14 protein-coding genes are annotated in these 15,854 nt (G+C 46.7%); 13 read left to right on the top strand and 1 reads right to left on the bottom strand.

Features of this window, described 5'->3' with window-relative positions:
- Positions 1 to 172: 172 nt before the first annotated feature.
- The 4 genes from FRZ06_10780 to lysA all read left to right on the top strand — a co-directional run bounded on the left by FRZ06_10780 (position 173) and on the right by lysA (position 5,006).
- Entirely contained in the window at positions 173 to 997 is an 825-nt protein-coding gene (locus FRZ06_10780; protein ID QOX63796.1) for a diaminopimelate epimerase, read from the top strand.
- Positions 998 to 1,098: 101 nt separating this feature from the next.
- A complete protein-coding gene (locus tag FRZ06_10775; protein ID QOX63795.1) occupies positions 1,099 to 2,649 on the top strand; it encodes an alanine:cation symporter family protein in 1,551 nt (516 codons plus the stop codon).
- A 96-nt stretch (positions 2,650 to 2,745) separates the two neighbouring features.
- Positions 2,746 to 3,672 (top strand): LD-carboxypeptidase, encoded by a 927-nt coding sequence (locus FRZ06_10770; GenBank protein QOX63794.1) that lies wholly within the window; start codon positions 2,746 to 2,748, stop codon positions 3,670 to 3,672.
- Positions 3,673 to 3,725: 53 nt separating this feature from the next.
- Entirely contained in the window at positions 3,726 to 5,006 is a 1,281-nt protein-coding gene (lysA, locus tag FRZ06_10765) for a diaminopimelate decarboxylase (protein ID QOX63793.1), read from the top strand.
- Positions 5,007 to 5,256: 250 nt separating this feature from the next.
- On the opposite strand, the gene FRZ06_10760 is transcribed toward lysA, so the two are convergent.
- On the bottom strand, positions 5,257 to 5,895 hold the full coding sequence (locus FRZ06_10760) for a GntR family transcriptional regulator (protein QOX63792.1): 639 nt from the start codon (positions 5,893 to 5,895) through the stop codon (positions 5,257 to 5,259).
- 344 nt (positions 5,896 to 6,239) lie between these two features.
- Between FRZ06_10760 and FRZ06_10755 the strand changes: the two genes are divergently transcribed.
- The 9 genes from FRZ06_10755 to FRZ06_10715 all read left to right on the top strand — a co-directional run bounded on the left by FRZ06_10755 (position 6,240) and on the right by FRZ06_10715 (position 15,766).
- Positions 6,240 to 7,388, top strand: a complete 1,149-nt coding sequence (locus FRZ06_10755; GenBank protein ID QOX63791.1) for a Glu/Leu/Phe/Val dehydrogenase — start codon at positions 6,240 to 6,242, stop codon at positions 7,386 to 7,388.
- Between the two features lie 12 nt (positions 7,389 to 7,400).
- Positions 7,401 to 7,616: a 4Fe-4S dicluster domain-containing protein gene (locus tag FRZ06_10750; protein ID QOX63790.1), complete on the top strand. Its 216-nt coding sequence runs from the start codon at positions 7,401 to 7,403 to the stop codon at positions 7,614 to 7,616.
- On the top strand, positions 7,613 to 8,668 hold the full coding sequence (vorB, locus tag FRZ06_10745; GenBank protein ID QOX63789.1) for a 3-methyl-2-oxobutanoate dehydrogenase subunit VorB: 1,056 nt from the start codon (positions 7,613 to 7,615) through the stop codon (positions 8,666 to 8,668). Before FRZ06_10750 ends, vorB begins: the two co-directional genes overlap by 4 nt.
- A 1-nt stretch (position 8,669) precedes the next feature.
- Positions 8,670 to 9,398, top strand: coding sequence for a 2-oxoglutarate oxidoreductase (locus tag FRZ06_10740; GenBank protein ID QOX63788.1), 729 nt, complete (start codon positions 8,670 to 8,672; stop codon positions 9,396 to 9,398).
- Positions 9,395 to 9,937: an oxidoreductase gene (locus FRZ06_10735; protein QOX65909.1), complete on the top strand. Its 543-nt coding sequence runs from the start codon at positions 9,395 to 9,397 to the stop codon at positions 9,935 to 9,937. Before FRZ06_10740 ends, FRZ06_10735 begins: the two co-directional genes overlap by 4 nt.
- Positions 9,938 to 9,948: 11 nt before the next feature.
- Positions 9,949 to 12,117: an acetate--CoA ligase family protein gene (locus tag FRZ06_10730; GenBank protein QOX63787.1), complete on the top strand. Its 2,169-nt coding sequence runs from the start codon at positions 9,949 to 9,951 to the stop codon at positions 12,115 to 12,117.
- Positions 12,065 to 13,504: an MFS transporter gene (locus FRZ06_10725; GenBank protein QOX63786.1), complete on the top strand. Its 1,440-nt coding sequence runs from the start codon at positions 12,065 to 12,067 to the stop codon at positions 13,502 to 13,504. The genes FRZ06_10730 and FRZ06_10725 overlap by 53 nt, the downstream gene beginning before the upstream one ends.
- Positions 13,505 to 13,555: 51 nt before the next feature.
- Complete coding sequence (locus tag FRZ06_10720) at positions 13,556 to 14,953, top strand: amino acid permease (GenBank protein QOX63785.1); 1,398 nt, start codon at positions 13,556 to 13,558, stop codon at positions 14,951 to 14,953.
- A 234-nt stretch (positions 14,954 to 15,187) separates the two neighbouring features.
- Positions 15,188 to 15,766, top strand: a complete 579-nt coding sequence (locus tag FRZ06_10715) for a TetR/AcrR family transcriptional regulator (GenBank protein QOX63784.1) — start codon at positions 15,188 to 15,190, stop codon at positions 15,764 to 15,766.
- Positions 15,767 to 15,854: the final 88 nt, after the last annotated feature.

Below are 15,854 nucleotides of genomic sequence, written 5' to 3'. Positions count from 1 at the left end.
CTAATGTGAACTCGCGATAACGGATATGCGGCAAAAAAGAGATACTTGAGGGATTATGGGTTCATTTATGTGAACTTATAATCCTTTTCTTTTTAGAAAGTCAAGCAATTTCAACGTTGGCATACTATTTGCGTAATCATATCCGTAACGCATTGGTGTGGAGGTTAGCAAATTGATTGAGTTTACTAAAATGAATGGCAACGGTAACAATTTTCTGGTGCTGGAGAATTTTAAAAGGGCATACACGAATGAGGAATTGCGGAATTTGGCGATTCAGGCGTGCAATACAAAATTTTCAATTGGAGCCGATGGAATCCTTGTAATCGAAGAATCGGAGATCGCCGAGTTTAAAATGAGACTTTTTAACAGCAACGGTACGGAAGGAGAAATGTGCGGAAACGGTGCAAGATGTATTGCGAAATATGCGTTCTATAGCGGTATGGCCAGTGAAAAAATGCGATTTGAAACCTTGGCGGGGATTGTCGAAGGGCAAATCCTGGGAAATGAAGTGATGATTTCGATGGGGAGAGTGGACCTTTCCAGCCTGACGCTTGAGAACACGATCGCATACGGGGATGGGATCATTCAGTACACTTATCTGGTAGTTGGGGTGCCTCATGTTGTGATCATTTCTGAAAAGAACTGTGTGGAAAGTCTGGAAGAAATGAAGAGGATCGGGAGGTATTTGGACGGCAATCATGAAGTGTTTCCCGAAGGAACCAATGTGAACTTTGTACAGACCCTCTATGATAATATGATACAAAATACCACGTATGAGAGGGGCGTGGAGGACATAACGGAATCCTGCGGGACGGGTTCCTGCGCTAGTGCGGTGGTCGCATCAATGCTCTGGGGCATGAAGTCTCCGGTGCTGGTGAAAAACTTGGGAGGTGATAATAAGGTTTGGATGAAATTTGACTCGGATCAAAAATACTGCGATATTCAGCTTGCAGGCGCTGCAAATTTCAGCGCACAGATAAAGATGCTTGATATTTGAAGCTAAGGAAGTGCTGATAAATTACATCTGTGAACCCTCCATTCAATCAGCATTTCTCTAAAATCCCTTTCGATAAACGATGAAATTAGGAGGAAGAATAAGTGAATGGAATATTTGAAATGATCAACAATTTTTTCGAATTTATGGTACCGATTACAGATTTCCTTTGGGAGTTTCCGACCAATCTTGCTTGGTATGCGAGTATCCCGGTGCTTGGTAAATTTTCTTTTGCAATCATCCTGCTGGTAGGCGCAGGCATTTATTATACAATTAAAACCCGGTTTATTCAGATCAGTCACTTTAGAAAAGGGCTTCAAATTTTGATCAAGAAGAAGGTGTCGGATACAGGGCTAAGTCCCCTCTCTGCTTTTTTTCTCAGCTCAGCCATGAGAATTGGCCCGGGCAACATTATCGGAGTTACCGGCGCGATTTCAGTGGGAGGTCCCGGAGCGCTATTTTGGATGTGGGTGTCTGCTTTCTTTGGAATGGCTACCGCTTATTCGGAAGCAGTTCTCGCACAGATCTTTAAGGAAAAGAAAGGCAATGAATTTGTGGGTGGACTTCCTTTTTACGGTCAAAAGCTGCTGGCGGATAAAAAAGGGGCAGGTATTTTTCTCTCTATCGTTTTTGTGATGTATGCTTTGCTCTGTCTTCCTGGACAAACCTTTCACGTATTCACATCGGTCGGAGCTGTTGCTGACGTTGTAGCACATACCACTTTTGGCCGCCAGTCCGCGGTATATTACGTAATTGCAATTGTTCTGGTTGTTTCGACGATCGCAATTATCATGGGAGGAATCAAGCGAGTAACAAAGGTTACCGACGCATTGGTACCTGTAATGGCGGTTCTATACACTCTAATGATTTTTATCCTGATCCTGCTCAACCTCGATCAAATCCCATACTTTTTCGGTGCTGTGTTTACAGGGGCATTTAAGCCTGAAGCGATATTTGGCGGCGGATTTGGGGTAGCTCTCGCACAGGGCATCAAGAGAGGCCTTATGTCAAATGAAGCTGGTCAGGGAACCATCACCATGGCGGCTGCTACCGCTGATAACGATCATCCCTGTGAGCAGGGCTTTGTTCAGGTTTTGGGTGTTTTTCTAGATACCATGATCATCTGCACCATGTCGGGCTTTGTGATTGTAATGGCTCATATTTGGACGGGTGACAGCAGTGTTGCATGGGATTCCATCAAGGCTTCAAAATTACCGCTTTATCTCGCATCGGTGAAAGTATTGGCACCAGGCGCTGTATTCGGCACTGCAGCGCAATTTATTACAGCATTTGGCTATGTCCTGTTTGCTCACACCACGCTGATCGGTATGATCAGCTTTGCGGAAATTGCAGTGAGCAGAATCTCCAAAGACAGACGTGTTACAATTGGAATCAGAATACTGGGCGCCTGTATTCTCGTACCGTTTGGTGCTTTGATCGTTCTTGCAGGAATTGAACTTGGAAACCTGTGGTATCTTTCTGACTTTACGAACCTCATGGTGGTGCTTGCAAACGTTCCGATTATATTGATCGGTTCCAAGTACGTAATCAAGGCAACAGACCATTATATAAGGACAAAGGGGGAACGATTTACGTCTGAAGTGATTGGCATTAAGACCGATTATTGGGATACAAAAGAAGAAGAACGGATCTAGTGTAACGTTGATAAATTCCAAAATCAGCGCTTCTCTGTTGTAGCACTGATCCATTACATGGGTGCATCTGGTTAATTGACAAGGGGGTTTCATGATATGAACAAAGGTAGACATTTAAAAGCGGGCGACACGATCGGTCTGATTGCGCCAGGGAGCGCCGCATCTAAGGAAGCTGTAAAAAAGGGCGCAGACTTGTTGGAACGATATGGGTTCAATCTGGTATACGGAGAGTCCCTCAATCACAAGAGAGGGTATTTGGCGGGGAGTGATGACATCAGAGCAGACGATATCAACCGTATGTTTGCGGACGATGGGATTGACGGCATTCTATGCGTGCGGGGAGGCAACGGATCAGGCAGGCTCCTGGATATGATTGATTACGACCTTATTCGAAAACATCCAAAGGTTTTTGTTGGATACAGCGATATTACGGTTTTTCATATTGCATTTAGTCAACTTGCCAATGTGATTACCTTTCACGGTCCGATGGTTGCTACAGACCTTTCTGTGGATGACAGCGACTATAGCCTGGAATGCTTTCTTCGTGCCATCACCGCTTCCGAGCCGATTGGCCTTCTGAAAAACCCAGAAGGGGAGAACCTTTGCAGCCTTGTGGGAGGTGTGGCGGAAGGCCCTGTCATAGGGGGGAATCTGGCTTTGATCTTATCTACCATAGGAACGAAATACGAAATTGATACCGGGGGAAAAATCTTCTTTATTGAAGACATTGATGAAGAGGTCTACCGAATTGACAGGATGCTGAATCAGCTCAAATTGGCAAACAAGCTGCAGCAATGCGCTGGTATTGTAATCGGAGAATTTCTGGATTATGAAAGCGGCCTCGAGGATACGCTTACGCTGGAGGAAGTGATTCAAGACATCATCGTACCGCTTGGAATTCCAACGATAAGAGGGCTGAAATGCGGTCATGGAGTACACAAGATGACAATACCGATTGGTGCGAGAGCCAGACTGGATGCAAATCAATGCACGCTGTCCATCCTCGAAAATGCATTGCTCTGATACTGATGGAACAGCGGGATATCCACTTGAAATAACTTACAAGGAGTAACAAAATGGAAAAAAGCAGCAACTACTACTTTTCAGGAATGGACACTGTGGCGCTGGCCCAAAAATATGGTACTCCGCTCTATGTCGTGAGTGAGGACATCATCCGGGAAAAAATAGGTGTGATCAGAAAATCGCTACTTGATAAGTATCCTGGTACAAAGGCATTTTACGCAAGCAAAGCCTTCCTGACACAGAGAATGTGCAAAATATTGATGGACGAAACCATAGGTGTAGATGCGGTTTCCAGCGGTGAGATCTATACTGCACTAAAAGCTGGTGTCAACCCTGAGCATATCGTATTTCACGGAAATAATAAAACCCCAGATGACCTTACATATGCGATATCGAATCATGTTGGCAAAATCGTCGTAGACAGCATCTCCGAGATTGAATTGCTTTCAGACTTAGTCTCCGGACTTGATCGAAAGGTGGAGCTGTTGATTCGAACCAATCCTTCCATTGAAGCTGAAACGCATCGGCACATGAATACGGCGCAAAAGGACAGCAAGTTTGGCGTCTCGCTGAGCCAACTGCAGAATGCTATAAAAATAATCATGGCTTCAGACCATCTGCATTATTCAGGGCTGCATTTTCATATTGGTTCGCAGCTTTTTAAGGTGGAATTTTATTTAGAAGCAATCCGAAAAATAGTTGCTCAGATGAAAGTGATCAAGGATCAATTACAAATTGATACCGAGGTGCTTAACATCGGTGGAGGCTATGGCGTTGACTACATCGAAAAGGATAAAACCGTTGATTTTGCAGTGTTCATGGATACAATTGTAAGCGAATTGAATCACTTGCTTCAGGAAAATGAACTGAAATTGGCAGAGCTGTACGTCGAACCAGGAAGGTGGATCATCGCAAACGCAGGAATCACGCTATATTCTGTTGGAACCATTAAGGAAATCCCGGGCATCAGGACGTATGTGTCCGTTGACGGCGGCATGCCAGACAATATTCGTCCGTCCCTATATGGGGCAAAATACAATGCTGTAGCCGTAAATAAAGCAGATCAACCCAAAAGAGAGCTGGTAACTATTGCAGGGAAATGCTGCGAAACAGGTGACGTTCTGATTTACGATATCTGTTTGCCGAAACTGGAGAGGGGAGATTATCTGGCGGTTTTAGATACGGGAGCATACAATTATTCCATGTCGAACCATTACAATATGACACCAAAGCCGGCGCTTGTATTTATCAAGAACGGAACGGATCAGCTGTCAATCCGCAGACAAACCTTTGAGGATTTACTTTCTTGTGAAATCATAAACGAGGAAGTATAAACATACCGGTCAAGCAACATAATTCCGATCTATAACATAATTTCGATCCATGACATAATTCCTAGCCATAACATAATTCCCACCAAAACATGCTGCCGGTTGGCGGCATGTTTTGATGTAAGTGGGCGTATGTCCGGCGAAGCGGGACCATGTCTGTCGGTGTAAGTCCCGAACACGCCTGCAACGGGAAGGATACAACGGAATCCAATGGCTTCGCCTCCAGTTCGCTAGCCTCGACAAAGCGGCTCCTTCATATTAAATGAGGTGCTTTTGTCGACCAATGGTTGTCAGAAAGATATTCAAACAGCTTCTTTTTATCACCCTTTTCAAAAAGCTCTACGATTTCCAAGTGCTCCTTATTCATGGAAGCGCATATGGCAAAGAGCTCAGTCTCATCTTTACTGTAATACGTGTATCGGTCCAGCGTCGCCTTGATCTGCTTTAACAGCGCCATCAATTGCTTGTTGTCGCATTTGTTGATATAAACGCTGTGGAAATTTTCTTGCTGTTCGCAGTAAGCCGGGTAATTCTTGTATTTGATTGCAACGTTAGCCAGATCGATGTGCTCCCGCATCTTGTCGAGATCGGCAGTGGTCATGTTGGGAAGGGCCAGCTTGGCTGCCAGCGCATCCATATTCGCCAGAATTTCATAGGCCCCCAGCTTTGTTTTATGATCAAACTTTGTTATCGCGTAACCCTTTCTGGGAACCCTTTCCAAAACCCCGTTGGCCACCAGCTCGATCAGCGCTTCCCGCGCCGGTGTCCTGCTGATATTCAGCGCTTCACAAATCATCGTTTCTGTAATGATGTTCTCCTGTGAAAACTCGCCGCTGTGAATTTTAGATAGGATATTATCCATGGCCATATGCCGCAGAGATGTGATATCCAAATAATCACCTCCTTTTTCATCTTTGTTTAAAATATAACACACGTATATGGGACAACGCAACAAGATAATGCAATATAAAAATATACACGTATACGTAGAATTATGTTTTTAATTTAATACAAAAAATAACATTAAAAATTAGACGTTTGATTCTATATTTTGCTTTAGAACACAAGTATTCGCCGGATTTTTTGACATTGACACAGCTTGCAGTATGCATATACACTTGAGGCAAACAAGCGCTTGTTATCAGTTAATGGAGCACGTTCTAGTATTCATCAATCGACAAAATATGACGCACCTTGCGCCTTGTCAGTTGATGATGAAGATGGAGGAATAAGAGTATGGAAAAAAGACCTTATGCGATTGTCGAATGGAATGATGTAGAAAGCGATGCGAAAGGGTGGCTTTGTGCCTATAATTTTGTAAACCATTACTGCGGGGGCGGTACCAGAATGCACCCGACGGTTACCAAAGAAGAAGTCGTCCGTCTGGCAACTACGATGGGATATAAATATAAAGCTTCCGAATCAAAGACCACGGGAGGCTGTAAGGGCGGAATCGCTTATGATTATAAAGCACCTGACGCAAAGGACGTCTTAAGAAGATATCTGATTGCCATGGCTCCCTACATTAAGGCAGGGGTATCCATTGGAGGGGATCTAGGGGTCGATTACGGTGATGTGCTGGGGATTCTGGACGAGCTTGGGATCGGGCTGCCAGCCACAAAGGAGATGAAGACGGATCCAAGAATCATCAAATGTATCGAGGAACACGACAAGCTTTGCGATATGACCTATGATGGGTTTAAGATGTATGACATGATCACCGGTTACGGCTGTGCCGCAGGATTGGATGAAGCCTGGAAAATGAAATCAGGAAGAGAAGGCGCTGCTGTCGTCCTTCAGGGCTTCGGCTGCGTAGGCGCTTCCATGGCCATTAATCTTGATCAAATGGGATATAAGGTTGTGGGAATTGCCGATGCCAATTGCCTGGTGGTATGTCAGGATGGGCTGGATGTCAAGAAGCTCGTAGAAACCAGAAAAGCAAAGGGAGAGCTGGATCAGAGCGCATTCGAACCCCATTATCAGGTACTGAAGAATAGCGAATGGCTGGATGTGGACTGTGATATTCTCGTTCCTGCTGCACTGGAAGACGTGATCCATAAGGACAATGCTCATAAGGTAAAAGCCAGCCTGATCGTAGAAGCGGCCAATATTCCGGTCACTGCCGAAGCGGACGAAATTCTGGCAAAGAGAAACGTGGATATCTGCGTGGATTTTGTGACAAATCTCGGAGGCATTCGGATTTACGATGTAGCTGTGTTCGGTCTGGTGCCCTGTGTTCCCGAAGCCATTGTAGATGACACGGTATCTCTGATCCGGAAGAACACCCGTCTTGTCTTTGAGAAGGCAGCGGCAGAGAAGAAAACAACGAGGCAGGTTGCCCGGGAATTGTTTGTTCCCGACACCTTTGATACACCTGACATATAGACGGAGGAGATTATGGAGAAGCTTATCATTCACAGAGAATCCTGCAAGAGTTGTCATTACTGCATCGTCAACTGTCCCAAAGGAGCTCTGACCATGACCGGCCCCATCAACAGCGCCGGATATATGACAACGGAAGTGGACCGGGATAAGTGCATTACCTGCGGAATCTGCTACAATGTGTGCCCGGATTATGTATATGAGATATTTGAGGAGGAGGCCAAGGCATGACGAAGAAACTGATGAAAGGGAATGATGCAGTGGCTGAGGCTGCTATCCGCTCCGGATGCCGATTTTTCGCAGGCTATCCCATCACTCCCCAAAGCGAAATTCTGGAATATTTATCATGGAGAATGCCGGAGGTCGGAGGAGTCTTCCTTCAGACAGAATCCGAAATTTCGGGAATTTCTATGGTCTACGGTGCTGCTGCTGCCGGTGCCAGAGCCTTTACAAGCTCTTCCGGGCCTGGATTCAGCCTGATGCAGGAGGGGATTTCCTACATCGCATCCGCTGAGCTTCCCTGCGTGGTCGTGGATGTGCAGCGCTATGGCTCCGGTCTGGCGGATATCTATACCGGTCAGGGAGACTACTGGCAGGCGGTAAAAAATGGCGGCCACGGAGACTACCGATGTCTCGTTTATGCCCCGAATTCCGTACAGGAGACCGTTGATTTAATGGTTGTTGCCTTTGACAAAGCGGAAGAGTACAGAAATCCTGTTCTTCTCCTCTCCGACGCCTCCATCGCCCAGATGATGGAGCCGGTGGATTTTCCGGAGATGAAAAACCATGATCAGGACGCTCTGCCATGGGCCATGAAGGGGAAAGGTGTCGGTCAGAACAAGCGCCACACCTCCATCATGTATTACAACCTGGATTATGACAATTACCTAAAAAACAAATACGATAAAATGGTTGAAAACGAGCAGCGGTGGGAAGAAGTCCAGACCGAGGATGCAGAGCTGGTTCTGGTTGCCTATGGAATTTCGTCCAGGATCTGCGAGGAAGTCGTGGAATCTGCAAGAAAAGAAGGCATGAAGGTCGGGCTGATCCGTCCGATCACTCTCTATCCTTTCCCGGTAAAAGCGTTCGAAAATCTGGAGCATGTCAAGTATTTCGCAAGTGTGGAAATGTCATGCCTGTCTCAGATGATTGAGGACGTGGTGATGGCCTCACGGTGCAGGCCCACCTATCCGATCCGCGGAGGAATGAAGGTTTACGAGACGGAAGAAATCCTGTCGGCTGTAAGGGACATCTTTGCCGGCAACGCAAAGGAGGTTTACTAAAATGGAAAAACGACGATCGGAAATCCTTTACGTGGATCATAAATTTTGTCCCGGCTGCGGACATGGTATTGTAAACCGGCTTGTTGCGGAGGTGCTGGAGGAAATGAATGAGGACAAGGGAGCAATCTGTGCCGTTGCTGTTGGATGTTCCTCATTGATGCCTGATACCTATGGTGTCGACATTGTTCAGTCTCAGCATGGACGCGCTGCCGCCGTTGCGGTGGGCTTAAAGCGGTGCAGACCCGACAACATGATTTTCTCCTATCAGGGCGACGGAGACGCCCTTGCCATCGGATTTTCAGAGACCATGTATGCCGCAATCCGCAATGAAAACATCACTGTGATCCTCATCAACAACAATAACTTCGGCATGACTGGCGGTCAGATGTCTCCCACCACATTGGAGAATCAACGCACGACAACCTCGCCCTATGGCAGGGATGTTTCCATCACAGGAAACCCGCTGGACGTGATCAAGCTCATGAGCACGCTGGATGTCGCTTATCTGGCAAGAGGAACCATGACGGATATCAAGGAAATTACAAAAACAAAGAAATATATCCGCAAAGCCTTTGAGGCGCAGAAAAACAAAAAGGGATACAGCCTTGTGGAAATCCTGTCGCCTTGTCCTACCAACTGGGGAATGACACCGCTAAACGCATGCAAGCAGATCAACCAGACGGTTCAGACCGTATACCCTCTGGGCGAGTTCAAAGGAGGTGGCAAATAATGAATCTTATATTTGCAGGATTCGGCGGGCAGGGTGTGCTTACAGCTGGTCTCATCATGGGAAAAACCGGCGTAGATGTCGGTAAAAACGTAACATGGATACCTTCCTACGGAAGTGAAATGAGAGGCGGAACCGCCAATTGCAACGTAAAAATCTCCGACGGAAAAATAGCCAGCCCCTTTGTAACAAAAATCGATATTTTGGTTGTTATGAACATGCCTTCTCTTGCCAAGTTTGAAGAAAACGTGGTGTCCGGCGGCGTGGTCATTGCCAACAAAACGCTGATCGGTCAATATAATTTCCGTAAAGACATTCAGGTCTATGAAGTGGATGCCACCCGCATCGCGGACGAAGCAGAGAATCCCAAAGGAGCAAATATCGTCATGCTGGGAGCTCTGGCAGCCTCCGGCGCAATGTTTGACGCAGAGATCACATGGAAGGGAATCGAAAACTTCTTCCTGGAAAAAGGGAAAAGCAATCCAAAGAACGAGCTTGTTTTCTATACAGGTTTTACGGAAACAAGCAAAAAAGAAATATAAGGAGCGGAAAGATGGATATCAGTAAATTATTAAAGCCGAAAAAGATAGCCGTCATCGGAGCCAGCGAAAAAGAAGGGTTTGGAGGCGATACGTGCAGAAACATCATCCGTTATATGAATCCCGAAGATTATTATTTCATAAATCCAAAGCGGGATCAGGTTCAAGGTGTTCGCTGCTATCCTTCCATTTCCGACCTGCCGGAGCCCGTTGAACTGCTCGTCATCGCAACGCCGATGTCCACCGTAGAAGATTTTCTGAGGGAAGGGGCGAAAAAGGGGGTGCGCGGGGCAGTTGTATTTGCCAGCGGCTATGGCGAAGTGGGCACCGAAGAAGGTGCTCAGGCTGAACTGCGGCTCAAGGCACTCTGTCAGGAGCTTGATATTGCACTTATGGGTCCCAACTGTGCAGGTTATGCCAATTATGTGGATATGATTTATCCTTACGCGTTTATTTCAAATGAAAGAGATAGAAAGGGCGCTGTAGGAGTGGTTTCACAGAGCGGCCAGCTGGTTCTTTCCATGATGGAAGCCCCAAGCATCCGCTTCTCCTACGCCATTTCGTCCGGAAACGGGAAGATCACCACCATAGAAGATTATCTGGATTTTTTAGTAGACGACGAGGATACCCAGGTCATCGCTCTTTATATGGAGGGAAGCAAGCAGCCTGCGAAGCTAGCCGCAACCCTGAAGAAAGCGGCGCTAAGGCGTAAGCCCATCGTCGTGCTGAAGACCGGAAGGTCTGCAAAGGGTCAGGCGTTGGCAGCCTCTCATACCGGAAGCCTTTCCGGCAGTGACAAAGTATTTGATGCTCTGTTTGACAAGTTCGGTGTCATCCGCGTTGACGATTTGGAAGAACTCATTTCTACAGCTCAAGCGCTGGCGGTTCTGAAAAAGCTTCCTGAAAACAACGGATTTTCCAGTATCAGCTTATCAGGCGGAGAGACGGGTATCTGCGCCGATCTCGGTCAGATCACCGGTTTGAATTATCCAGACTTCAGCGAAAAAACCGTAAAGGCTCTGGAAGCGATCCTTCCTAGCTATGCTACCGTCAATAATCCGCTGGATTCTACGGCATCGCTGTCCTATGACATCGATAAATTCGCATCTGTTTGTGAAGCAGTCATGAAGGATCCCGCCGTGGGAATCGTGGCAATCGGTTATACCCTGCTGGAAGAAATTTCCGATAATGCAATCTACTATATGTCGGAGGCGCTGGAACGGGTCATGAAGGAAGAATGGGCAAAACCTTGCTTAATGCTTCCGTTTGCAGAGAATACACGCAACAGGGATTATGTAAAGAAGCTGGAGTGCATCGGTGTCCCGGTGCTTCCAACCTCACTCTATGCGCTGAAGATTATAAAAAACATATTGGATTTTACAGGCTACCGGCCTGAGGATCATAATCTGGAAGTTGCAATCCTCGGCGATTTGGTACCGAACCAAATGTCGTCGCTGGCAGAAAAAGCCGAATTGTTCAAAGAAGAGAAGGCTGAACCGCAGCCGGAAGAAGCGGCCTGCAGAGCCAGCACTGCACTTACGGAGAGTGAAAGCAAAATACTGATCCAGGAATATGGCATCGACTGCGGCATCTTCGAAGTAGCACGTAATAGGGAAGAAGCTGGGGAAATCTTCACCAGACTGAAGCTTGTGAAGGCTGTGGCCAAGGTTGACAGCCCTGATATCCTTCATAAATCCGATGTGGGCTGCGTTATTCTAAATCTCGATTCCCCCGAAAAAGTAATGGAAGCGTATGATACCATACTGAAAAATGCAAAGACGCATTTCGAAAATCCAGATATCAGGGGCGTGCAGATCTGCAGTATGGCGGAGAAAGGCACGGAAGTCATTCTGGGGGTTAACAATGATCCTCAGTTCGGACCCTGCGTTCTGGTCGGTCTCGGCGGAATTTTTGTCGAGATCTTTAAGGATACGTCCATGGCGCTGGCTCCGATATCAAGGAAAGAAGCGGACAATATGATAAGGAAGCTAAAGAGCTTTCGCATACTGGATGGATATCGGGGTGCACCAAAAAGCGATCTTGATGCGCTGTCGGACGCAATCGTCCGGATCTCAGAGATGGCGGCGGAACGGGCAAAGGAACTGAGGGAACTGGATATCAACCCCATATTTGTTTATGAGAAAGGGATCTGCGCAGTGGATGCCCTGTACATCAAACAATAATCACGCCACTTGTAAATCAAACGATCCCTGTAAATCAAACAATAACCCCAGCCGGAAAAGGCACCGCAGACTCTGCGTCTGCGGGCGGCTCCGGCCAAGCAATGTTATCCTATTCATTTTATTCTTTATTACATTTATTAAGGAGGTTATTATGAGTCGAACCAGCAAGTATCTGGCAATCCTGTCTCTTGGTGTTGCCGGCGGGTCCATTTATCTGATCCCTTATATCCGTTATGTGTTTTATGATTGGCAGCTTGAAGCCCTGTCCATCACCAACACGCAGTTGGGTGTATTATCCACGGCTTATGCCATCGGTTGTATGGCCCTCTATATCCCTGGAGGAATGATAGCAGACAAGTTATCCACGAAAAGGTGCATTTTGATTTCTTTGCTTGCAACCTCAATCTTGACTGGAATCCTCAGCGTTGCATCAGGTTATGGGACAGCTCTGATGATCTGGTTCCTGTTTGCATTTTCAACAACATTTGTGTTCTGGGGTTCTCTGATGAAAACCATCCGTATGATTGGTACGGAGCAGGAACAGGGATTCCTGTTCGGCCTTTACTACCTGGGCAACGGCGTAACTGGCGCCATCGTGAATTCCGTGGCACTGAATCTTTCAAGCATGGGTGCTGACGGATCTGCAAAGTTTACCATCTGCGTGTTGACCTATGCCGCCAGTACGCTGATTGCCGCACTGTTGGTATTTATTTTTGTCAAGGAAAAGCTGTATATCGGAACCGATGTGAAAATCAATGAATTCAAGGTCAGCCAGCTTGGAGAAGTGCTGCGCAATCCTACTGTATGGGTTTTTGCGTTCATCATCTTTGCTGCCTATACCGTCGGATACAGCGGAGGAACCATGTTTACCCCCTATCTGACGGAAGTGGTCGGTATCACTCCAGAAGAATCCGGCGTTCTGTCCATCATCAGAACCTATATTTTCTATTTATTGGCGCCTGTCAGCGGTATGATTGCAGACAAGGTCTTCCATTCCACCAGCCGCTGGTTCATGATTCTGTTCACCCTGCTGGCCTTATTGTATTTCGGGGTACTGGCAATCCCATCAACGGCCAGTGTGACCCTGGTGAGCTATTATACCCTGCTGCCCGGCTTGTTTGGTCTCGCATTGTATGGTATCATGTTTTCTATCGCAAGTGAGACAAGGATTCCTGCTCTCATAATGGGCACTGCCGTGGGTATCGCATCCGTGATCGGCTATTCCCCTGACTTCTTCATGTGGACGCTGTTCGGCTCCTGGATTGACAAGTATGGTGGAAGCGGCTATACCTATGTATTCTTGTACCTGGGAATTGTCAGTGTCATCGGTATTATCGCATCCTTCTATATCAGAAAACGGGCAGTCGCAGCACAAATGCAGGATTAAACCCATGGTTCCAGCCAATATTTCTCTCAAGTATAGAAAGTTGGTAAGCTTATGAAATTGATTAAGAATATCAGGGATCGATCGTCCAGTCCTACCTGCTCGGGAGAGCAATCCGGTCAACTGAAAAGGGAAATCGGACTATGGTCGGCAACGGCAATCATCGTGGGGCAAATGATCGGTACCGGAATTTATATGCTACCCCAGGGGTTTGCTCAATTGAGCAACCCCAAAGCTTCTTTTCTCGGACTAGTCATCACCGGGCTCGGAACAGTCTTTCTGGCCGTATCCTTTGCTCGGTTGGGAGAGCGCAGCCCGGTAACCGGATCGGCTGTCGCTTATACAAAAGAAGCCTTCGGAGACTTGCCCGCCTTTATCGTCGGTTGGTCCTACTGGTGTGGGTGCTGGATCGCAAACGGAGCAATTATCGTAGGCGGAATCAGCTACGCTGGATATTTCTTCCCCGCACTGGCCAACAGTACGCTCAGTCAGATCGTTTTATCGGTGGTGGTCATTTGGATTTATACTGCCATCAACTATTTGGGCGTTAAAGCGGCGGGAAACCTCAATTTGATTCTGACACTGGTGAAGCTGGTGCCGCTGCTGCTTTTTATGGTAATTGCAGCGTTCCACATTGATCCGCAAAATTACAGCACTGTCAGCAGTCCAGACGTAAGCGGAATCTCCACGCTTCCTATTGCGGTTGCCTTCGCCCTTTGGTCCTTTATCGGGTTTGAGGGGGCGAGTGTCAACGCAGGAGAAGTCAAAGATGCTGCTACGGTGAAAAAGGCTACATTGATCGGAACGATATTTGTTGTCCTAATCTATCTGATTCTCATCATCCTGGCGGCGGGAAATATGCCTCAGGATAAGCTGGTTGCTTCAGCTTCACCTTTTTCAGATATCATACAACAGGCTACCGGCGGGTACTGGGCAGGCGGATTGATTTCTCTGGGCGTCGTTGTTTCGGCCTTTGGATGCATAGGCGCGTGGATTTTGTCAGGCGCACGTGTTGCTTACTCACTGGGAGAGCAGGGACTATTTCCTAAAAAGTTTGCTCAGACCCATCCGAAATATCGGACACCGGATTTCGCTCTGCTGCTCAATGGAGTTCTTATGTCAGTTGTCATGTTCCTGAGCTATTTCAATACGAGCATAAGCCTTTATAATTTTCTGGTGCTTCTGGCGGTTGTATCCTACCTGATCTTTTATGCATTTGGAGCGGCTTCAGATCTGATGTTGTCAGTACAATTCCGAAGACCGCTGAACATCATGGACTTTATCCGCAAAGGAGCCGTCAGCCTGATCGCCTTTTACTACTCAGTGTACACAGTCTTCGGGTCAGGGGCGGAGTACGTTATGTATGGTTTTCTGCTGATCCTGATCGGTATTCCCTTCTTTATCTACGTGAAACTGAAGCAGAAGGAATATCCTATCAATAGCAAAGGTTAAAGAGGTGGCTTTGGCTGCGCGTTCTTCTGATTGTTCAATAAAGCAAACAAACAACAATGGGCCTACGAGTTTATTTTTCTTGACACTTCCGTAGAAACAAGATAGAATGCAAGTAATCACTTGCACGGTCAGGTCTTGCATTTGCACGAGGAACAGCATTTGCATGAGGTACAGCATTTGCACGAGGAAGATCAGCAATTGCACGTGGAACAGCATTCGTACGGAGGATCAGCATTGGACGAAACCAGACAAAAAATAATCGATGCCACGATGGAGCTCATCAAGGAAAAGGGCTATGTTGCAACAACGACGAAGGATATCGCAAGCAGGTCCCACGTCAATGAATGCACCATATTTCGAAAGTTCGACGGGAAGAAGGATATCGTATTATCGGGTATGGAGCAGGAGAAATGGCGGGCAAATGTGTCACAGGCTGTCTTTCAGAATGTGAAATGGGAACTGCAGCCTGATCTGGAAATGTTCATGAGAAATTACCTGCAGCGTGTCACACAGGATTTTGTCAGCCTTTCGGTGGGTCTGCGCGCTCCGCAGATCTATGAAGAGACCAAGCCATATATTATGAAAATTCCAGAAGCCTTCTTGAAGGCATTGATTTCGTACTTTGAACAGATGCATCAAAGGGGTAAAATCGAAAGCTGTGATTTTGAATCCCTTGCCATGACCATCTTTTCGGCCACCTTTGGCTTTACTTTTCTGAAAGCATCCTTCGGAGACGAATTGACAGGGGTAAAGCAGGAAGAATACATTAGAAACAGCATATCCTTGTTTCTCACCGGGATACAGCATGCCTGAAAAGAGGAAACGAAACGTTATTCATTAACCATTTGGATATCTTAACGAACTTACAATCCTTATATATTTAGAACAGATCTAAATAGAA

The sequence above is a fragment of the Clostridiales bacterium genome (assembly GCA_015243575.1).
GTDB classification, from domain to species: domain Bacteria; phylum Bacillota; class Clostridia; order Peptostreptococcales; family Anaerovoracaceae; genus Anoxybacterium; species Anoxybacterium hadale.
Note: the sequence above shows the minus strand (reverse complement) of the source record. Positions and strands in the feature narration are given on the sequence as shown.